This window comes from Streptomyces sp. Root1310 (genome assembly GCF_001426425.1).
In the GTDB taxonomy this organism is placed as follows: Bacteria; Actinomycetota; Actinomycetes; order Streptomycetales; family Streptomycetaceae; genus Streptomyces.
Genome location: NZ_LMEQ01000012.1, coordinates 549,912 through 570,101, shown reverse-complemented (window position 1 = coordinate 570,101; position 20,190 = coordinate 549,912). Strand labels below are relative to the sequence as shown.

17 protein-coding genes are annotated in these 20,190 nt (G+C 71.3%); 7 read left to right on the top strand and 10 right to left on the bottom strand.

All coding sequences use genetic code 11. The features are described 5' to 3' along the window. Positions 1 to 21: 21 nt before the first annotated feature. From ASD48_RS20750 to ASD48_RS20735, 4 genes are all read right to left on the bottom strand, one after another. Positions 22 to 1,332: a glycosyltransferase family 2 protein gene (locus ASD48_RS20750; protein ID WP_242432667.1), complete on the bottom strand. Its 1,311-nt coding sequence runs from the start codon at positions 1,330 to 1,332 to the stop codon at positions 22 to 24. Beyond that, positions 1,329 to 2,978 (bottom strand): phospholipid carrier-dependent glycosyltransferase, encoded by a 1,650-nt coding sequence (locus tag ASD48_RS20745; protein ID WP_057603118.1) that lies wholly within the window; start codon positions 2,976 to 2,978, stop codon positions 1,329 to 1,331. Before ASD48_RS20745 ends, ASD48_RS20750 begins: the two co-directional genes overlap by 4 nt. Then, complete coding sequence (locus ASD48_RS20740; protein WP_057603117.1) at positions 2,975 to 4,291, bottom strand: glycosyltransferase; 1,317 nt, start codon at positions 4,289 to 4,291, stop codon at positions 2,975 to 2,977. The genes ASD48_RS20745 and ASD48_RS20740 overlap by 4 nt, the downstream gene beginning before the upstream one ends. A 213-nt stretch (positions 4,292 to 4,504) precedes the next feature. Further along, a complete protein-coding gene (locus ASD48_RS20735) occupies positions 4,505 to 6,550 on the bottom strand; it encodes a thioredoxin domain-containing protein (protein ID WP_057603116.1) in 2,046 nt (681 codons plus the stop codon). 157 nt (positions 6,551 to 6,707) lie between these two features. Here ASD48_RS20735 and ASD48_RS20730 point away from each other — a divergent pair, with 157 nt between their 5' ends. Then, a complete protein-coding gene (locus tag ASD48_RS20730; RefSeq protein ID WP_057603115.1) occupies positions 6,708 to 9,908 on the top strand; it encodes a tetratricopeptide repeat protein in 3,201 nt (1,066 codons plus the stop codon). A gap of 217 nt (positions 9,909 to 10,125) precedes the next feature. Here ASD48_RS20730 and ASD48_RS20725 read toward each other — a convergent pair whose 3' ends face one another. Together ASD48_RS20725 and mca are read right to left on the bottom strand one after the other, a co-directional pair. Continuing rightward, complete coding sequence (locus ASD48_RS20725) at positions 10,126 to 10,383, bottom strand: hypothetical protein (RefSeq protein WP_078615601.1); 258 nt, start codon at positions 10,381 to 10,383, stop codon at positions 10,126 to 10,128. Then, positions 10,376 to 11,236, bottom strand: a complete 861-nt coding sequence (mca, locus tag ASD48_RS20720) for a mycothiol conjugate amidase Mca (RefSeq protein ID WP_057603114.1) — start codon at positions 11,234 to 11,236, stop codon at positions 10,376 to 10,378. Before mca ends, ASD48_RS20725 begins: the two co-directional genes overlap by 8 nt. Before the next feature lie 125 nt (positions 11,237 to 11,361). Here mca and ASD48_RS20715 point away from each other — a divergent pair, with 125 nt between their 5' ends. Together ASD48_RS20715 and greA are read left to right on the top strand one after the other, a co-directional pair. Then, positions 11,362 to 11,763, top strand: coding sequence for a DUF4307 domain-containing protein (locus ASD48_RS20715; RefSeq protein WP_057603113.1), 402 nt, complete (start codon positions 11,362 to 11,364; stop codon positions 11,761 to 11,763). A 219-nt stretch (positions 11,764 to 11,982) separates the two neighbouring features. Beyond that, positions 11,983 to 12,483: a transcription elongation factor GreA gene (gene greA, locus ASD48_RS20710; RefSeq protein WP_020128091.1), complete on the top strand. Its 501-nt coding sequence runs from the start codon at positions 11,983 to 11,985 to the stop codon at positions 12,481 to 12,483. Between the two features lie 77 nt (positions 12,484 to 12,560). Here the strand turns inward: greA and ASD48_RS20705 are convergent, their stop codons facing one another. From ASD48_RS20705 to ilvA, 3 genes are all read right to left on the bottom strand, one after another. Further along, entirely contained in the window at positions 12,561 to 13,424 is an 864-nt protein-coding gene (locus ASD48_RS20705) for an ABC transporter permease (RefSeq protein ID WP_020128092.1), read from the bottom strand. Further along, the gene (locus tag ASD48_RS20700) at positions 13,421 to 14,443 is read right to left on the bottom strand and encodes an ATP-binding cassette domain-containing protein (protein ID WP_057603112.1); all 1,023 of its coding nucleotides are present in this window, start codon (positions 14,441 to 14,443) and stop codon (positions 13,421 to 13,423) included. The genes ASD48_RS20705 and ASD48_RS20700 overlap by 4 nt, the downstream gene beginning before the upstream one ends. A gap of 236 nt (positions 14,444 to 14,679) precedes the next feature. After that, a complete protein-coding gene (ilvA, locus tag ASD48_RS20695; protein WP_057603111.1) occupies positions 14,680 to 15,909 on the bottom strand; it encodes a threonine ammonia-lyase in 1,230 nt (409 codons plus the stop codon). A 163-nt stretch (positions 15,910 to 16,072) separates the two neighbouring features. On the opposite strand from ilvA, the gene ASD48_RS20690 reads away from it, so the two are divergent. From ASD48_RS20690 to ASD48_RS20680, 3 genes are all read left to right on the top strand, one after another. Then, the gene (locus tag ASD48_RS20690) at positions 16,073 to 16,582 is read left to right on the top strand and encodes a MarR family transcriptional regulator (protein ID WP_199875913.1); all 510 of its coding nucleotides are present in this window, start codon (positions 16,073 to 16,075) and stop codon (positions 16,580 to 16,582) included. A gap of 133 nt (positions 16,583 to 16,715) precedes the next feature. Then, positions 16,716 to 17,234, top strand: coding sequence for a sigma factor-like helix-turn-helix DNA-binding protein (locus ASD48_RS20685; RefSeq protein WP_057603110.1), 519 nt, complete (start codon positions 16,716 to 16,718; stop codon positions 17,232 to 17,234). Beyond that, positions 17,231 to 17,479 (top strand): hypothetical protein, encoded by a 249-nt coding sequence (locus ASD48_RS20680; protein ID WP_057603109.1) that lies wholly within the window; start codon positions 17,231 to 17,233, stop codon positions 17,477 to 17,479. The genes ASD48_RS20685 and ASD48_RS20680 overlap by 4 nt, the downstream gene beginning before the upstream one ends. Before the next feature lie 67 nt (positions 17,480 to 17,546). Here ASD48_RS20680 and ASD48_RS20675 read toward each other — a convergent pair whose 3' ends face one another. Next, positions 17,547 to 18,701 carry a cystathionine gamma-synthase gene (locus ASD48_RS20675; protein WP_057603108.1) on the bottom strand — a complete coding sequence of 385 codons (1,155 nt, stop codon included), beginning with the start codon at positions 18,699 to 18,701 and terminating at the stop codon, positions 17,547 to 17,549. Between the two features lie 165 nt (positions 18,702 to 18,866). On the opposite strand from ASD48_RS20675, the gene ASD48_RS20670 reads away from it, so the two are divergent. Continuing rightward, a complete protein-coding gene (locus tag ASD48_RS20670) occupies positions 18,867 to 19,985 on the top strand; it encodes a hypothetical protein (RefSeq protein WP_057603107.1) in 1,119 nt (372 codons plus the stop codon). Positions 19,986 to 20,190 lie beyond the last annotated feature (205 nt).

Sequence of the window (20,190 nt, the reverse complement as noted above, 5' to 3'; positions counted from 1 at the left end):
CGATCCGTCTGCGGCGTCTGTTCACACGGCTCTCCTTGCGGTGCGGCTCCCCCGCGGCCTCCTGCGGGGGAGGTAGACCAGCGCCTCGGTACCGGCGAAGCGCACGACGAACGTCGTCACCAGCGCCAGGGCGGTCGCGGACAGCGCGCCCATCCCGAACCGGTGCACGAACAGCGCGATCAGCGGGATGCGCAGCACCAGATCGGCGTTGGCGAGCAGCGCGAACCGGCCGGCCCTGTCCCACCAGCGGCGATGGGCCCGGCGGTCGCGGAACAGCAGATGTTCGATGAGGACGAAGTTCCAGGCGACGCCGAGCTGGTTGGCGAGGATCTCGGCCGGCACGTAGTGCAGTCCGGCGGCGGTGAGCGCCCACAGGCCCAGCAGGTTGGGCAGGAACCCGGTCGCCCCGATCAGCCCGAAGCCGACCATGCGGGCGACCGGCGACGCGGTGCGCAGTCCGACGAGGTGGCGCAGGAAGCGGAAGCCCTCCCGCGCGCTCGACTTGGACTCTCCGGCGAAGCGCTCCTCGAAGACGAACGGGACCTCGCCGACCGCGCGCGGGCGGCTGCGGACGGCGAGTTCGAGGAGGATCTTGTAACCGAGCGGCCTGAGGACGTCGGCGGTGACCGCGCTGCGCCGGATCGCGAAGAACCCGCTCATCGGATCGCTGATGCCGTGCAGCTTCCGCGGGAACAGGGACTTCGTGAGCCAGGTGGCCCCGCGGGAGACGGCCACCCGGTAGCTGCCCGCGAGCCCGGCGCGGCTGCCGCCCTTGATGTAGCGGGAGGCGACGACGAGCCCGGCGTTCGTCCGCTCCCCGGTGGCCACCAGCTCCGGTACCAGGGACGGGGGGTGCTGGCAGTCGCCGTCCATGACGACGATCCAGTCCGACCCGGCCGTCCTCATCCCCTCGACGACCGCGCCGCCGAGCCCCCCGACCGGTTCCTCCCGGTGCAGCACGGTCACCGGGAACGGGCAGTCGCGCGCCGCGTCCCGGATGACCTCGGGGGTGTCGTCGGTGGAGTCGTCCACGAAGACGACCTCGCAGGGCAGCCGGGACGGCACCGACTCGGTGATCCGGTGCAGCAGTTGGCGGATGTTCGCCGACTCGTTGAAGGTCGGCACGACGATGGTGACCGCGCCGGGCTCGGCGAGCACCGCTTCACCGGCTCGCCTCCGGGGTGCTCCTGCCGGTGCCGCAAGGCCGATCACGGTCAGCCCTTCGGGCCTGCGCGCGCTCGCCCCCTCGGCACCGCCGCGCCCCTTCGGCTCGCTCACGGCGGCGCCCGGATCGGGGACGGGGGCGCTGTACTCGGTGTGTTCGTGGTTCATCGGACGCCTCCGGAGTCGGTCTGGATCCGCCGGATCTCGATCCGGTCCGCACCGGAGCCGAAGGTGGCCACCGGTGTCGAGTGCTCGAGAGCCGCCCCGACCTGCGGCAGGTCGCTCGCGTCCCGCCGGACGGTCGGCGAGGCGACGACGTAGTCGATGTCCCGCCAGCCGTTCGGCAGGGTCTTGGTGACGGCCGGGTCGAGGTCGGCCTTGTAGAACCAGATGGCCCCGGGTCCGGGCCGGTACCCGGCGTGCACCAGGTCCAGCCAGAGCGCGTCGTCGACCAGGACACGGGTGCCGGCCGGGTCCTCGACCGCCGTGGCCAGCCATGCGGAGGCGGCCCGGTAGGGGGCGTTGGCGTCGGCGGTGACGGCGGTGCGGTCGCCGTCGTACCAGCGCGGGACGACATACGCGCCCGCCGCCAGGGCGAGGACGGCCGCGAGGGCGTAGCGGCCGCCGGTCCGCCACCGTGCCTCGTCCGGTCCACGGCGTCTGCGCAGGACGGCGTGGGCGACGCTCGCGGTGCCGCCGGCGAGGACGAGCGCGAGGAAGGGCAGCGCCTGGATGACGTACATCGCGGGCAGATAGCCGCTGGGCCGCATCGCGACCAGCGCGAGGATCGCCACCGCCAGCGACGGTCCGGCGAGGGCGCGGGCGGTGACCGACCGGCGCCAGGTGAGCAGGAGCAGCAGCGCGCCCGCGAGGCCGCCGAGGATGAGCACCCGGTCGTAGTAGAGCCACGACCGGAGCGCGCCGTGGGATCCCGAGCCCTGGTCGAGGAGAAAGCCCGACCCCGGTCTGGTCATCTGGTAGGCGATGCCGTCCCAGAGGGAGACATGGCCGCCGCCCGGCAGCAACTCGCCCTTGAGCAGGGCGAAGAGGGGATAGGCGAGGCCGATCAGCACGCAGGCGGTGACCGCGCCGGTGAGGGCGAACTTACGGGTGTCGCGGTGGCTGTGCCGCCACATGGTGACGAACACCGCGGGGAGGACGAAGAGCATCGTCTCCTTGGTGAGCACGGCCGTCGCGGCGGCGACACCCGCCCCGAAGTGGTGCCAGAGGTGGCGGCTCGGCGAGGCGGCCAGGGTGAAGGCGACCAGGGTCCACATCACCGCGAGGTTGTCGAGGAAGATCTCCCGCTGGAGGACGACCGACAGCGGGGAGAGCCCGAACAGCGCCATGCCGAGTCCGGCCGCCCACCGGGGCAGCGACAGCCGCCGCCCGAGGACGTAGACGAGGACGGCGCTGACCGCGCTGACGACCAGCATCGCGGGCCGCATCGCGCCGACGGTCATCGAGTCGGGGCTGATCAGCTTGGGGATCCAGGTCAGCAGGGCGAGCTGGATCCAGCCGAGGGGCGGGTGGTCGTACCAGTAGGTGTAGTGGGCGAGGCCTCTGCCCTCCTGGACGGCCCAGGCCTGGGCGAGGTAGGTGCCCTCGTCGTCGCTGAGGGTGGGGTAGTCCGCGATGTTCCAGCCCTGCACGACGAGGATCACCACGAGGAGCACGCCGCACAGGATCAGGTCGGGACGGGATCGGCGCAGCCGCTCCGGCAAAGCCGTTCGGCCGGTCGAACGTGAATCAGGCACAGGCCGGCTCTGCGCGGGGACCGTGCCGGTGGTCACCGCGGGAAGGGTGGAGGTCACGCAGGAACGTCCTCTCGGATCACTGCGGGATCGGAAGCGGCCACGGGTCCGGCCACGGCCACGGGGCCGGGAGTGGCGGCGGTCAGATGCGCGCCGACATGCGAGGTCAGCTCCCAGTCGTTGCGGCCGCGTTGTTCACGCCAGACGGCCCGCATCGCGGCTCCCGCGAGGAGGACCTGGTAGAAGGGTCCGCCCACGACGAGCTTGAGGTAGTGGACGAGGCGGACGCGCAGGCCGTACTGCTTGCCGAAGTCGTGCAGGCCGACGAGCTCGAAGACGAAGGTGACGAGTGCGGTGACGGCCGGCAGGAAGGTGACGAAGGCGATCCCGACGGGCACGTCGAGGAAGAGCGCGATCGCCACGTTGAGCGGGATGATCACCCCGGAGAACGCCTGCAGGAAGGGTGTCATGAGGGTGTAGCGGGCCAGCAACCGCTGCCCGAATCCCGGCAGTTGCTTCCAGTCCTTCTTCCGGTAGACCTGGAGGAAACCCTGGTTCCAGCGGGTGCGCTGCTTGAGCAGGGACATCAGCGAGCCCGGGGTCTCCTCCCGGGTCACCATGGCGGAGTCGTAGGCGACGACGACCTTCTTGCCGACGCTGGAGAGCCGGACCCCGAGATCACAGTCCTCGGCCAGGCAGTCCGGGTCCCAGCCGCCGGCCTCCCGCAGGGTGTCCGTCCGTACGAAGACGGTGTTGCCGCCCAGCGGGATGAATCCTTTCTGCGCGTGCAGATGGAGTCGGGAGCGGAACCAGAAGAAGTACTCCAGGCAGTTGCGCAGGCTGTACCAGCTGGAGTGGAAGTTGATGAGCTGCACCCCGCCCTGCACGACGTCGGCCCCCGTGGTCCGGAAGGCGTGGTCGACATGGGACAGCAGCTCGGGATGGACCTGGTCCTCGGCGTCGAAGACCCCGACGACATCGCCGCGGCAGTGCGGCAGCGCCGTGTTCATGGCCTTCGGCTTGTTCTTCTTCTCGTGGGTGTCGACGACGACACGGACGCGCGGGTCGCGTTCGGCGGCCCGCTCGGCCACCGCCGTGGTCTCGGGGTCGTCGTGCCCCACGATGACGATGATCTCGAAGTCGGTGTGGCCGGATTCCAGCAGCCGCTGGATGGTGTGGTCCAGCACGGCTTGTTCGTGCCGTGCCGGAAGCAGCAGCGAGAAGGAGACGTGTTCGTCGCCGTCCGGGCTGCTGAACCGGGTGGAGGCGAGCACTTCGGGCGTACGCCACGCGTGCATCTGCCACCACAGGGTGAACGCCGCCATCCAGAACAAGGCCAGTGAGACGGCAGCGATGAAGACAGACGTGAGCAAGCAGATCCCCCCAGATCCCAGAGCCCCCTGTCACGACGGCGTGTCACATCCGTCGCGTCACTGTGGAGAGACTAGGGGGACTCTGTGAAGTCCGGGAACTCTTCCGATAAATAGATTGTTTCGGAACTCTGCCGCTCGTAACCCGACTTATCCGAACAGGTGCTCAGCTTTCCCCTCGGGATCGACCGTGCCGTGCAGCTGTTTCCGGCCGTTTCAGCCGCTCATCACCGTGGTCAACGCCGTGCGCAGTCGCTCGGAATCGGTCGTCGGCGCGTCACACGTGAAGTTACGGCAGACGTACGCCGTCGGTTCACCGTTGATCAGCGGGCGGTCGGCGAGCAACGGGAACTCGTCACTTCCGGTCGTGCCGAACGCGACGACGGCCCCCGGCGCGGTGCCCAGAAGCGCCGTACGGTGCAGCGCCGCCGAAGCCGGATCGGCCGTGCCGGGAACCACCACGGCGACCTCGCGCGGCCCGTCGAGCAGCGCCTCGGCGGCGGCCAGCCCCCATCCGATGAACCGGGGCACCCGCGGTCCGAGCGCCTTCACGACGCCCAACGCCCGTTCCGCTGCGGTGCGGTGGGGCTCCGACCCGGTGTGGGCGGCGTAGCTCAGCAGCGCGCCGGCGGCAGCGGTCCAGCCGGAGGGCACCGCGTTGTCGGTCGGATCCTGCGGACGCCGGATGAGCCGCTCGGCGTCGGCCGCGGTGTCGTACAGCGCACCGGACTCGGGATCGACGAACCGGACCAGGACGTGATCGAGCAGGAACCCGGCGAACTCCAGCCACACGCCCTCCCCGGTGACGGAGGCGAGGGCGAGGAACCCCTCGGCCACGTCCGCGTAGTCCTCCAGGACTCCCGCGTTGGCCCCGGCCTGTCCGTCCTTGCTGGTCCGGGCGATACGGGCCTGCTCGTCCAGATGCAGCCGGACGAGGAGATCGGCGGCCCCGACCGCGGCCTCGACGAGATCCGGCCGGTCGAAGTAGGCGCCGGTCTCGGCGAGCGCGGCGATCGCGAGCCCGTTCCAGGCGGCGACGACCTTGTCGTCCCGGCCCGGGGCCGGCCGTCCGCCGCGCTCGCGCAGCAGCCGCTCCTTGATCCCGGCGATCCGCTCCGCGTCGAAGACCTCCTCCTGCTGCGGGAGTTGGAGGACCGAGGAGCCGTGCTCGAAGGTGCCCTCCTCGGTGACGCCGAAGTAGCGGGCGGCGAGCTCGGCGTCCTGCGGCCCGAGCACCTCGGTGAGCTGCTCGGGTGTCCAGACGTAGTACACGCCCTCGACGTGCTTCCCGCTCCCGTCGTCACTGTCGGCGTCGAGCGCGGACGCGAACCCGCCCTGCTCGGTGCGCAGTTCGCGCACCATGAAGTCGGCCGTCTCGAGGGCGACCCGCCGGGCCAGCTCGCTGCCGGTGGCCCGCCAGAGATGGGCGTAGACCCGGCACAGCAGGGCGTTGTCGTACAGCATCTTCTCGAAGTGCGGCACGACCCAGTCACGGTCGACGGAGTACCGGGCGAACCCTCCGCCGAGCTGGTCGTAGATCCCGCCCCTGGCCATCCGTTCGCAGGTGTCCCGGGCCATCTGGAGAGCGCCCTCGGCGCCGGTCCGCGCATGGTGGCGCAGCAGGAACTCGATCACCATCGACGGCGGGAACTTCGGCGCGCCCGCGAACCCGCCCCGCTGCGGGTCGTACTCCCGGGTCAGCCCCAGCAGCGCCTGCGACAGCTCCTGCTCGCCGGGGGCCAGGCCGTCCCCGTAGGAGATCTCCCGTCCCGCCAGATCCCGGACGATCTTCCCGGCGACCTCGGCCACCTCGTCCCGGCGCTCGGTCCAGGCCTGCCGCACCCCCTCCAGCACCTGCCGGAAGGAGGGCATGCCCTGCCGGGGCGCGGGCGGGAAGTAGGTCCCGAAGTAGAAGGGCTCGGCGTCGGGCGTCAGGAACACGGTCATCGGCCAGCCGCCCTGGCCGGTGGCCGCCTGCACGGCCTCCATGTAGACGGCGTCCACGTCGGGACGCTCCTCCCGGTCGACCTTGACGCTGACGAAGTGCTCGTTGAGGTGGTCGGCCGTCGCCTGGTCCTCGAAGGACTCGTGCGCCATCACGTGGCACCAGTGACAGCTCGAATACCCGACACTCAGCAGTACCGGCACGCCCCGCCTGCGCGCCTCCTCGAAGGCCTCCGCCGACCAGGGCCACCAGTCGACGGGGTTGTCGGCGTGCTGGAGGAGGTACGGAGACGTCTCATGGGCCAGTCGGTTCGGCATGGAGTCCATCCTGCCGCAGTACCCCGCTCGTCAGGCGTCAGGCGCCCCCGGGCGATCACCGCCTCGGCGAGCCGAGGCCCCTCGCCCCCTCGCTTCGCGGAGCCGCCCGCCGCACACTTGACCAAGGAAAGCTGTGACCTCCGGAGGGGGACGGAACATGCGGGACGGCCATAGGGCGGAAGCCGAACGCTTGTTGGCGCGGGCCGTGGAGGAGGAAGTACGGCGCTCCGGCGGGCGCAGCGACCGGCAGGTGCTGATGACGCGGGCCCGCGGCGCCCTGGACGCCATGGCGCAGACGGCGGCCGAGGAGTACGAGGCGTACGCGCGCGCCCTGGAGGAGACCGAGTCCCGCCAGGTCAGTTTCGGACAGCGGTACGCGCGGGAGGGCGGGCGGACTCCCCTGCTGGTGGCGGGTGTTGCCGCCGTCACGACAGCGGTCGCCGATCTCGCTCTGGGCACCGGTCCCGGCACGGCGCTCGGCGCCGGGGTGGCCGTCGGCGTCGTCGGCGCCGCGGCGACCGTCGTGAAGGTGGCGGGCGCCCATCTGCCGGCCGCGCATCACCGGGCCGGCGAGGCGGGGCAGCCCGGCGGCGCCGAGCAACTGCGGCTGCAGTGGCTCACGGCGCTGGAGGTACGCGGCATCCGGCCGTTCCTGGATCAGCAGCGGATGCTGAGCGCGACGACCGGCCCGAAGAAGGCGCCGGGACCGCAGCTGCGCGGCGCCGACAAGAGCGCGGCGGCGCGCGGACGGACCGTGCTGGCCCAGTCGTTCGCCCAACTACCGGAAGCGAAAGGCCCGTTCGCGGGACGCCGGACCGAACTCGGGCAGCTCAGGCAGTGGGTGCAGGCGGCACGCGCCAGCACCCGGACACGGCCGACGGTGGTCGTGCTGCACGGACCCCCCGGCAGCGGCCGCACCACCCTCGCGGTGCGGGCCGCGCACGATCTGCGCGACCAGTTCCGCGGCGCCTGCGTGGTGGACCTGCGCGGCCACAGCGCCCAGGAGACGCCACTGCCCACCCGGGACGCCCTGCTGCACCTGCTGAACCGGCTCGGCGCGCCCCGCGAGCAGCTCCTCTTCCGTGAGCGCTCCTCCGCGGACCAGCAGGTCAAACGGCTCACCGAGCTGTACCAGCAGCACCTGACCGGCCTGCCGGTCACGGTGATCCTGGACGACGCCTCGGACCCCGAACAGGTCCTCGCACTCGTGCCGGAACGTTCCGACAGCCTGGTCCTGGTCACCGCCCGGACCCCGCTGGAACTGCCGGCCGAACTGTCCGCGTGGGTGCACGAACTGCCGGTGCGCCCCCTGGACGCGGCGGGCGCGGAGGAACTGCTGGGCGCCGCCGCCCAGGACGCCTCCGGTCCGTACGACGCCGAATCCGCCGACCGGATAAGGGAGTTGTGCGGCGGACTGCCGCTGGCGCTGCGGGTCGTGGGCTCCTCGCTCGGCCCGCGCTCACCGCGCGCGCTGGCGGCGGACCTGGGGGTGTACGGACCGGTGGAGCCGGTCGAGCGCGCCCTGTGGCTGCGCTACACCGACCAGCCGGACGTGACCCGCAGACTGCTGCGGCGGCTGGCCCTGGCCGGACGCGCCTCGCTCGGGACGGGCGCGGCGGCCGCGCTCCTCGCCACGGACCGTGCGGAGGCGACCCGCCATCTCACGGCCCTCGCCGACGCCGGCCTGGTCGACCACGTCCGCGGGGACCGCTACCGCCTGCACGACCTGGTCCGCGCCTTCGCCCAGGCCCGGCTCCTCGACGAGGAGGAGCAGAGCGAGCGCTCGGCGGCCCAGGAACGCCTGATCGTCAGCTACGCCGAGCTCGCCGACTCCGTGCTGCGACTGGTCGACGGCAACATGTCGACCCGCTCGGACCGCTTCACCCCGCACGGCTTCACCTCCCTGGACGAGGCGCTGCGCTGGCTGGACGACGAGTCGAGCTTCATCACGGCGACACTGCGGCACGCGGAGGGCGTGGACCAGAACGCCGTCCTGAGCCTGCTGGGCGCCCTGTGCGACTACTGCCTGCTGCGCGGCGACCTCTACCGGCTCGGTGAGATCAGCGAGCTGGCGCAGTCGGTCGGCCAGGACCTGCTGGTGCGGTCCGTGCAGTGGCGTACCGGTATCGCGGCCCGGCAACTGGGCGAGCTGGACAAGGCCCGTACGACGCTCAGCTCGGTCGTCGACCTCTATCTCCAGGCCCACCACGACGCGGGTGCGGCCCGCGCCCTGTGCTCGCTCGGCATCACCCTGCACCACCAGGGCCAGCTGACCGAGGCGGCGGCGAAGCTGCGCGAGGCGATGGACCTGCAGGCCGCGCCCGAGCTGGCCACGGACCGGGCCTGGACGATGCACGCGCTGGCGGCGGTGGAGCGGGACCGGGGGCATCTCGCCGAGGCCCTCGGCCTGCTCACCCGCTCCCTGGTCCTGCACCGCGAGGGCGGCTCCGTGCACGGCGAGGCGTGGGCGCACTTCCAGCTGGGCCAGCTGAACCTGCGCCGCGGCGACCTCCCGCGGGCCGAGACCGATCTGCGCGAGGCCCTCGACCTGTACGGCCGCACCCGCGACGCCCGCGGCGAGGCCTGGGCCCTGACCCAGCTGGCCCGGGCCCGGCTCATCTCCGGGGACCCCGGCCCGGCGGCGGACGACCTGCGCCGGGCGTCGGCGCGGCACCGGGACAACGAGGACGCGCGCGGTGAGGCCTGGACGGTCTACTACCTGGGGCTGGCCCTGGAGGAGACGGGCGACCTGGACCACGCCGTCCGCGAGCTGGAACGTTCCCGCTCCCTCTTCTCCCGTATGCGTGACGTCTACGGCCTGGCCTGTGCCCGCCACCACTCGGCCCGGGTGACCCGGGACCAGCGCGCCGCCCAGACCGGTTCGCTGCGCAACTCGGGCTTCGCCCGGCAGCTCCTGGTCGACGCGCGCGCCGACTTCCAGCGCATCGGTGTCGCCCACGGCGAGGCGTGGACCTGCCTGGAGCTCGCGATCGTCGACGCGGGGAACGCCCGTACGCAGGCGGCCCTGGCCCTGTGCGACGAGGCGGCCGGCCTGTTCGCGTCCTACGGCGACGGGCGCGGCGAGGACTGGGCCCGCTTCCTGCGCTGCACCCTGCTGCCCTACGCGGCCCCGGGCGGGGTCGAGGTCGGCACGGCGGTCGCCCAGGAGGAACTGGCCCAGCTGGTCCGCACCCACCACCCGCTGCGCGACACCCGGCTGACCGAGTGCCTGGAGGCCTACGGGCTGCTCCTGGAACGAGGCATCCGCCTGGAGTCCGGCTGGCAGGCCTGGCGCCTGGGCCTGGTACCGGACAGACACGGCCGGGAGGTCATGGGGGTACCGGTGGACGACGACTAGCCGCCACGCGTGTCCGGTTCTGGCGTCCGTCTCGTTCCGGGGCGGGTCCGGCCCCGGTCTCCGTCTCGTTCCGGGGCGGGTCCGGCCCCGGTCTCCGTCTCGTTCCGGGGCGGGCCCCGGCGCGCTCCGGAACGGGACGGGCGCCGGAGTGGGGCGGTCGAGCCCGCACCCCGGCGTCACACGTCCCTGCGCCAGGCGTTCCCGCCGCGCACTCGCCTCAAGACGTCGAGGAGGGCTTCCCCGTCGCCTTGGCCGTGCCGGCGGCGGAGGTCTGCTCCGGGTCCGCCGGCTCCTTGAAGTCGACCTTGCCCATGTGCTTGCTCATGGACTTCATCAGGCCCCACACCGCCACGGCCATCGCCGCGAAGACGATGAAGCCGAGGACGCCGGGGGTGACCTTGTTCTCGTCGACCTCCTTGGCGAGGGGGACGAGGTGCGTCATTGCCAGGCTCACGCTTGCGCTCATGTCAGGCATTGTCGCGGATGCCCGCAAAGAGGTCGTCCTCGGGGAGGGAGGTATCGACGCGGGACTTCGCGAGCTCGTACTCCTCCGTGGGCCAGACCTCCTTCTGGATCTCCATCGGCACCCGGAACCAGCCGCCGTCGGGGTCGATCTGCGTGGCGTGCGCGATCAGCGCCTTGTCGCGGATCTCGTAGAAGTCGGCGCACGGAACGTGCGTGGTGAGCGTGCGCTCCTTCTGACCGAACTCGTCCCAGCGCTTGAGCCACTCCCCGTAGGGCGACTCCAGACCGCGGTCGAGCATCGCGTGGTGCAGCGCCTCGGTGCGGGGACGGTTGAAGCCCTGGTTGTAGTACAGCTTCGACGGCCGGTACACGGGCCCGAACTCGGCCTCGGGGTACTTCGCGGCGTCGTCCGCGCCCTCGAACGCCACCATCGAGATCTTGTGGGTCATGATGTGGTCGGGGTGCGGGTAGCCGCCGTTCTCGTCGTAGGTGGTGATCACCTGGGGACGGAAGGAGCGGATCTGCTTCACCAGTTCGCCGGCCGCCTTGTCGACGTCCTCCAGGGCGAAGCAGCCGTCGGGCAGCGGCGGCAGCGGGTCGCCCTCGGGCAGGCCCGAGTCGATGAAGCCGAGCCACTCCTGCCTGATGCCGAGGATCTCGCGGGCCTCGTCCATCTCCTTCTTGCGTACCTCGTGGATGTGCTCCTCGATGTACTTGTCGCCCTGAAGCTTGGGATTGAGGATGGAGCCGCGCTCCCCGCCCGTGCAGGTCACCACCAGCACGTCCACCCCCTCGGACACGTACTTCGCCATGGTGGCCGCGCCCTTGCTCGACTCGTCGTCGGGGTGCGCGTGAACGGCCATCAGTCGCAGCTGGTCAGTCAAGACTCAATCCTCGGTAAGTCGGCGCCCGGTGTGAACCGGTGCGATCGCAGGCTTCTATAGTGACCGAATCGGGAGGCGAATAATTCCGTGCCTGGAGGACGATCATGAGTACGGCGAGCACGCGACTCCCCGAGGGCCGCTACGGCCGTTCCTCGGACGAGCGGGCCGACCACAAGCTCAGGATCACCGGCGCCGTGCTGGGCGCGTTCCTGCTCGCCCTGGTCGGTTACTTCGCCTACCACTACGTCGGCCAGAACAAGATCAGCGCCGAGGTGATCACCTTCAAGGCGACCTCGGACGAGGCGGTGCAGCTCCACCTGGAGGTCCGCAAGGACTCGGGCGCGAGCGGCTACTGCACGGTGCGCTCGCAGGCGGCCAACGGCGCCGAGGTGGGCCGGGCGGACTTCCGCTTCGCCGGTTCGGACACGCGCATCGACCGGACGGTCACGCTGCGTACGACGGCCAAGGGCACGACGGCGGAACTGCTCGGCTGTCACGCCGACTGACGCCGACCGACACCTTCCGGCACAGACTGACGCCGGGCCGCCGGGCGAGCCGCATCCCCTGCAATACGTACGCGCTGACCTGCGTTGACGTAATTCTGATGGCTTATGTCCTCCCCCTTCGGCCACTGAATTGTTAGGCTCGTGGTTTCGCCCATCACCTGAGGAACATGCTTTTGGTAGGGCGATGCTTTGTATTCCCAGTACCGACGAGGAGCACCTGTGACCCAGACCAGCGAGTCCGTCACCTGGCTGACCCAGGAGGCGTACAACAAGCTCAAGGTCGAGCTTGAGTACCTTACTGGTCCTGCGCGCACGGAGATCGCCGCCAAGATCGCGGCTGCGCGCGAGGAGGGGGACCTGCGTGAGAACGGTGGGTACCACGCGGCCAAGGAGGAGCAGGGCAAGCAGGAGCTCCGTGTGCGCCAGCTGACCCAGCTTCTCGACAACGCCAAGGTCGGCGAGACCCCGGCTTCCGCCGACGGCGCGGTGGCGCCCGGCATGGTCGTGACGATCGCCTTCGACGGTGACGAGGACGACACCATGACGTTCCTGCTCGCCTCGCGCGAGTACGCGAGCTCGGACATCGAGACCTACTCGCCGCAGTCCCCGCTCGGCACCGGCGTGATCGGCCACAAGGTCGGCGAGGACGCGGAGTACGAGCTGCCCAACGGCAAGAAGGCCTCCGTGCGCATTCTGAAGGCCGAGGCCTACAGCGGCTGACCGGCCCCTGTCCGTCGCCCCGCTGTGACCTGCCCCCGGCGCCCACGCCGCCGGGGGCTTCGTCATGTCCGCGACGCTCAGGCCGTCGCCGAGCGGTACTTGCGCACCGCCAGCGTCCGGAAGATCACGACGATCAGCACGGAGTAGATCAGCGAGGCCCAGACCGGGTGCTGCATGGGCCAGGCGTCGGACGCCGACTGCCCCGGGTTGGCGAAGAGCACCCGGCAGGCCTGGACGGTGGCACTGAACGGGTTCCACTCGGCGATGTGACGCAGCCACGGCGTCATGTTGCTGGTGTCCACGAACGCGTTGGAGATGAAGGTCACCGGGAAGAGCCAGATCAGTCCGCCGGAGGTGGCCGCCTCGGGGGTGCGGACGCTCAGGCCGATCAGGGCGCCGATCCAGGTGAACGCGTAGCCGAGCAGGAGCAGCAGGCCGAAGGCGGCAAGGACCCGGGCGGCGTCGGTGCTGCCGTCGGAGCCGACCCGCCAGCCGACCAGAAGGGCGACCACCGCCAGCACCAGCAGGGTCAGCGCCGTCTGGACGAGGTCGGCGAGGGTGCGGCCGGTGAGCACCGCGCCCCGCGCCATCGGCAGGGACCGGAAGCGGTCGATGAGGCCCTTGTGCATGTCGTCGGCGATGCCCGCGCCGGCTCCGGCGGTGGCGAAGGTGACGGTCTGCGCGAAGATGCCCGCCATCAGGAAGTTCGTGTAGTCGGTGGCGCTCGTGCTGCCGCCGATCTGCATGGACCCGCCGAACACGTAGGTGAACAGCACCACGAACATGATCGGCTGGATGAGCCCGAAGATGACCATCTCCGGGATGCGGGACATCCGGATCAGGTTGCGCTTCGCGATGACCAGCGAGTCGCGGACGGACTGTCCCAGCGGATGGGCGGGCTTGGGCGCCGCGCCGCGTACGGCGTCGGTGACGGCACTCATTTGACGGTCTCCCTCTCGCTCTGGCCGCTCTTACCGCGCGGGGCGTCCCGTCGGTCCTCTTCGCTCTCCTCGGCCTTCTCCTCGGCGACGTGTCCCGTCAGGGACAGGAAGACGTCGTCGAGGGTGGGGCGGCGCAGGCCGATGTCGTCGATCTCGATGCCGCGGCCGTCGAGCTCGCGGATGACCTCGGCGAGGAGCTTGGCCCCGCCGGCGACGGGCACGGTGAGCTTGCGGGTGTGCTGCTCGACGGTGGTCTCGCCCTTGCCGAAGCCGCCCAGTACCTCCGCGGCCGTGGCGATGTGTTCGCGGTCGTGCACCACGACCTCCACGCGCTCTCCGCCGGTGCGGGCCTTGAGCTGGTCGGAGGTGCCTCGGGCGATCACCCGGCCGTGGTCGACGACCGCGATGTCGTGCGCGAGGTGGTCGGCCTCTTCGAGGTACTGCGTGGTGAGCAGCAGTGTCGTGCCACCGGAGACGAGGCGCTTGATCACCTCCCACAGCATCTGGCGGTTGCGCGGGTCGAGGCCGGTGGTCGGCTCGTCCATGAACATCACGGGCGGTGAGACGACCAGTGCCGCGGCCAGATCGAGGCGGCGGCGCATGCCTCCGGAGTACGTCTTGGCCGTGCGGTCGGCGGCTTCCGCGAGGCCGAACTGGTCGAGCAGTTCGGCCGCCCGGGCCTTCGCCGCGCCCGCCTTCATCTGGTAGAGCATGCCGACCATCTGGAGGTTCTCGCGGCCGGTGAGGTACTCGTCGACGGCCGCGAACTGGCCGGACAGGCCGATGGAGCGGCGGACCTCGTTGGGGTGCTTGAGCACGTCGAGGCCGGCGACCTCGGCCCGTCCGCTGTCGGGGCGCAGAAGCGTGGTCAGACAGCGGACCGTGGTGGTCTTGCCCGCTCCGTTCGGCCCGAGCAGGCCCAGAACCGTGCCCTCCGGGACGTCCAGGTCCACGCCGTCCAGAGCCTTTACGTCACCGAAGGTCTTCACCAGGCCTTCGGCATAGATGGCACCTGGCATAACAGTCTCCACGTCATTGAGGATTCTTCGGAAAGCCTAGGTATGTACTTTTCGTTCCGCCCGACAAGAGGGGAGGGGGCGGCGTGAGACACACCATAACGCGATGTATCGCGTCTCACAACGGTCTTTCTCGAACGAGTGACGAAGGGACTTTCAGCGGATTCGAAGCCGGCTCCGAGCGCGCTCGGAACGGGTTCCGGCCGTGGTTTCCACCTCGGTCGACGCCCCTGCCGGCGTCAGTCGATGACGGTGTAACCGGCCTCGCGCAGGACGCGGCCGACCTCGGCGCAGTGCTCCGGCCCCTTCGTCTCCAGGTGCAGCTCGACCTCCGCCTCGGTCAGCCCGAGCCGGGGGTCGGTCCGCAGATGGCTCACGTCCAAGACGTTAGCGTCGACCACTGACAACGCCCCCAGCAGCGCGGCGAGGGCGCCCGGCCGGTCCGTCAGCCGCAGGCGTACGGCCAGGTAGCGGCCCTGCGCCGCCATGCCGTGCCGCAGGACGCGCTCCATCAGCACCGGGTCGACGTTGCCGCCGGACAGCACCGCGACGACCGGGCCCTCGAAGGCGCCGGGCGCGCTGAGCAGTGCGGCCACCGGGCTCGCCCCGGCCGGCTCGACGACCAGCTTGGCCCGCTCCAGGCACAGCAGCAGCGCCGCGGCCAGCTCGTCCTCCGTCACCGTGCGCACCTCGTCCACCAGATCGCCGACGATGGAGAACGGCACGTCACCGGGCCGGCCGACCTTGATGCCGTCGGCCATCGTCGCCGGGGTGCTGATCGACACCGGCCGCCCGGCCGCCAGCGAGGGCGGGTACGCCGCGGCCCCGGCCGCCTGCACCCCGACGATCCGCACGTCCGGCCGCAGCGACTTCACCGCGACCGCGATGCCCGCCGCCAGCCCGCCGCCGCCGATCCCGACGACGATCGTGCGCACCTCCGGGCACTGCTCCAGGATCTCCAGGCCGACCGTCCCCTGACCCGCGATGATGTCGGGGTGGTCGAAGGGATGGATGAACACCGCACCCGTCTCGGCCGCGTACTCCTGCGCCGCGGCCAGCGTCTCGTCGACGACCTGACCGTGCAGACGCACCTCGGCCCCGTACTCGCGGGTGGCGCTGATCTTCGGCAGCGGCGCACCCTGGGGCATGAACACCGTGGAGCGCACGCCCAGGACCGTCGAGGCCAGCGCCACACCCTGCGCGTGGTTGCCCGCGCTCGCCGCGACCACCCCGGCGGCCCGCTCCTCCGGCAGCAGCCCGGCGATCCGGACGTACGCGCCGCGCAGCTTGAACGACCCCGTCCGCTGGAGGTTCTCGCACTTGAAGTGCACCGGCGCCCCGACCAGCTGGGACAGGTGCCTGCTGCCCTCCATCGCGGTCGTCCGCGCCACGCCCGACAGCATCTTCTGGGCCCCGCGCACATCGTCGAGGGTGACGGGACGAAAGGAGTCAGCCGTGCGGTAGCTCATGACTCCAGCATCGCAGTTCACAGGCGGCCGCGACCTCTGTGACCAACCTCCGAGACCGGTTTCCGCAGCGTCGGTACGACCCGCCTTCCAGCCGCGTACTCTGTCCCCCATTCCAGCAGCCCCTTCATGAAGTGAGCCCCCGGCCATGCCCACAACACCTGAAATGTCGATGGACATGACGACCGTCGGTGACACCGGTCTTCTCGACACCTTGCAGCACGAGGTCGCGGTGTTCGCCCGCCGTGCCGAACAGACCCGGCTCGGCGGCGTCGGGCAGGTGCGCAACTCCATGGACCGCGCCGCGTACCTGCTGCTCAACCGCCTCGACAAGGAAGGCCCGATGGGCGTCAAGGCGCTCGCCGCGAGCATGGGCATCGACTCCTCCACCGTCACCCGGCAGGTGGCTCCGCTCGTCGACACCGGCCTGGTCAAGCGGACCTCACACCCCGAGGACGGACGGGCCGTGGTGCTCCAGCTGTCCCCGCGCGGGCAGTCCCGGCTCGAGGAAGTACGGTCCTCCCGACGTCAGTTGATGGCCGAGTTGACGGACGACTGGGCGCCGGAGGAGCGCGAGACCTTCTGCGACCTCCTCACCCGGTTCAACACCGCGCTGTCCTCCCGGATGGCGGCCCAGGGCGTACCCGGCGCGGAACCGTCGTCGGCCACTTCCTGAACCGGTCGCACGCGCGCGTACGGTCACTTTCCGGCGGCCGTGCGCGGCTCTTGACCGAAAGCCCACCCCTGGCCTCATATGAGACCGGGGCATATGGCCCTCCAGGGGGACGCCGTCAGGCGGGAGGCTCGGTGTGCGAGAGCGGCGTACGGCCCAGGAAGCCCGCCGGGCACGGGAGTTCGAGGCGTTCGTCGCCGGAGCGGGCGGGCGGTTGCTGCACGCCGCCACCCTGCTCACGGCGGAGGCCCCGGCCGACAATCCGCGCGCGCGACGCCTGCTGACCCTCGCCCTCGCACACACGTACGCCTGCTGGGACCGGCTGCACGGCGAGGACCCCTACAACCGGGCCCGCGAGTACCTGGCCACCCGCTTCGCCCACAGCTCCTGGCACCTGTACGCCGCCCTGCCCCTCGGCCTCGGCCGCGGCCGGCCGCTCACCGCCGTCGGTCCGCTGGCACGGCTCACCCCCCAGGAGCGCCTCGTGCTGGTTCTGAGGCTCTACGAGGGGGTCGCCGAAGAACAGGTGGCGGCCCTGCTCGGCCTGCCGGTGGAACGGATCCGCACGGTCTGCGACCGGGCGACGGCGACGCTTCTGCATCCGCCCCGGGGCCCGGCGCCCGCGGTGCGCCGCGCGAAGGCGGCGGCGTCGTGAACCGGCCCGAGCGGGAGGCCGCCGTACGGCAGCTCATGGAGCGGACCGCGCCGCACGTGCCGACGGAACTGCACGCGGACGTCGTACGCCGGGGCGGCCGGATACTGCGCCGCCGGACGATCGCCCGGCGGCTGCTGTGGCTGCTGCTCCTCGTCGCCGCGCTGGCGTTCACGGTCTGGGCGGTGGTGGCCCAGCCGTGGGTGGAGCCGCCGTCGCAGACGACTCCACCGCTGACCGGCTGGTGACCCCGACGGCAGCCCAGGCAGCCCAGGCAGCCCAGACCGACCGAGAGGCCGTCTGGCGAATGGCCGTCTAGCCGAGAGCCTGCTGCAGGTCGGCGAGCAGGTCGTCGATGTTCTCGATGCCGACGGAGAGCCGGACGAGGTCGCCGGGCACCTCCAGCGCCGAGCCGACCACGGACGCGTGCGTCATGCGCCCCGGGTGCTCGATCAGGGACTCGACACCGCCCAGCGACTCGCCCAGGGTGAACACCTTGGCGCGGTTGCACACCTCGACGGCCGCCTCCTCGCCACCGGCGACCTGGAACGAGACCATGCCGCCGAACGCCCGCATCTGCTTGGCCGCGACCTCGTGACCGGGGTGGTCGGGCAGCCCCGGGTACAGCACGTTCGTCACGCGCGCGTGCCGGGTCAGCATGTCGGCGACCTTGGTGGCGTTCTCGCTGTGCCGGTCCATGCGCACCGACAGCGTCTTGGCGCCGCGCAGCACCAGCCAGGAGTCGAAGGGCCCGGCGACCGCGCCCATCGCGTTCTGGTGGTACGCCAGCTCCTCGCCCAGCTCCGCGTCGCCGGTGACCAGCGCGCCGCCGACGACGTCCGAGTGACCGCCCATGTACTTGGTCAGGGAGTGCACCACGACGTCCGCGCCGAGCGCCAGGGGCTGCTGAAGGTACGGCGTGGCGAAGGTGTTGTCGACGACGAGACGGGCGCCCGCCTCCCGGGCGACCTGGGCGACGGCGGCGATGTCGGTAATGCCGAGGAGCGGGTTGGACGGGGTCTCCACCCACACGGCCTTGGTCTTCGGGGTGATCGCGGCGCGCACGGCGGCGGCGTCGCCGGTGTCGGCGACCGACCACTCCACACCCCAGCGGGCGACGACCTTCGCGAAGAGCCGGAACGTGCCGCCGTAGGCGTCGTTCGGGATCACCACGTGGTCACCGGGGCTGAGCAGCGTACGCAACAGGCAGTCCTCGGCCGCCAGTCCGGAAGCGAACGCGAGACCTCGGCGGCCGCCCTCGAGGGCGGCGAGGTTCTCCTCCAGGGCGGTCCTTGTCGGGTTGGCGCTGCGGCTGTACTCGTAGCCGCCACGCAGACCGCCGACGCCGTCCTGCTTGTAGGTCGAGACCTGGTAGATCGGCGGGACCACCGCGCCGGTGAGGGGATCGGCGGTGTTGCCCGCGTGGATCGCGAGGGTCTCGAAGTGCTGACTGATGTGCCTGTCGCTCATGAGGACCGAGCGTAGTCCGCCCGCGGGCCTGCTGCGGGACGGCGGGAGCGCGGGGACGGAGACGGACGGCGGCGGACGACCCTCGCGGACCGTCCTCCCCGACGTTTTTCCACAGGTTCGGGGGCGGGTTGGCCAATTGTCGGCGCGGTCTGGTTCGCTTGATGCATGGAGATTCTGTTCGTCCTCATGGCGCTGCTCATGATCAGCTTCGTGCTGCTGCCGTTCCTGCGGCGCAGGCGCGGCATGGTCGAGCAGGTCCCGGCGGGCCACCCGGACGCCGCGGACCCCGAGACCTACGGGTTCGTGCGCACGGAGGAACTGGACATCCGCATGCCCGGCCCCGACCAGGACCTGCTGGACGTCCTGGACGTGGTGCAGCACACGCAGGACTACCGCGCCGCGCAGCAGCTGCTGGCCGGCACGGAGACGGAGGGCGAGCTGCGCTGGCAGCGCGTGCAGGCCTTCGCGGGCGCGGCGGCGCTGGAGCTCCAGCAGCGGCCGGGCGGGGTCGGTGAGACGCCGGGCGGGCAGTGGCTGCGGGTGTGGCGCACGGAGGCGCCGAAGGACGCGGGCGGCGCGGCGGTGCACGCCGAGTTCCTGGTGCAGCAGGCGTGGCGGACGTCGACGCGGGGCACGGACGACTTCCGGATCATCATGGAGGAGGCGAAGGAAGCCTGCGGTCAGGCGGCGCTGCTCTCCCCCGGTGACCCGATCCCGTACATCGTCGAGTTGTCGGTGGCCCGCGGCCTTCAGTACGACCAGAAGGACTTCGAGCAGCTCTGGCTGAAGATCCTGGACCGCGCCCCGGCGCACATGGGAGCGCATCTGGCGGCCCTGCACTACTGGTGCGAGAAGTGGCACGGCTCGCGCGAACTGGCGAACGGGTTCGCGGAGGCCGCGGCCGCCCGGGCACCCCAGGGCTCCCTCCTCGCCGCCATGCCGCTGTTCGCGGTCTTCGAGCACCTCCCCGAGGTGAACCTGGTCAGCAGCTTCTACCAGAGCGAGGTCGTCACGAAGGCGATGCACGGCGCACTGTTCGCGGTGCACGCGGCCCGCCCCGACGACCCGATGCTGGCGCACGTCCGTCACCTGCTGATCTTCTTCCTGGTGCGCGCCGAACGCTGGTCGGAGGCCATGAACCAGCTCATACACGTGGACGGCCATGTCGGCGCCCTCCCGTGGACCCTCTCCCCCGACCCGGCCGGCGAATTCGCGGTCTACCGGGCACTGGCGGTGGCGGGCTACGAGGCGAACGGCGGCAGCCCGGCAACGCTGCCGCACTGACCCCGGACCCTTCCGCGGCGACCGGCCCGACCGCAGACACACGGTCGCGCAGGAGGGCCGAGGCAAGAGGCCTGGGGCAAGAGCGCGGCCGAGGCATGAGGGCTGAGGCAGGAGGCCTGGGGCAAGAGCGCGGCCGAGGCAAGAGGGCTGGGGCAGGAGGCCTGGGGCGAGAGGGCCGAGGCGCCGGAATCCGGTGGGCCGTATG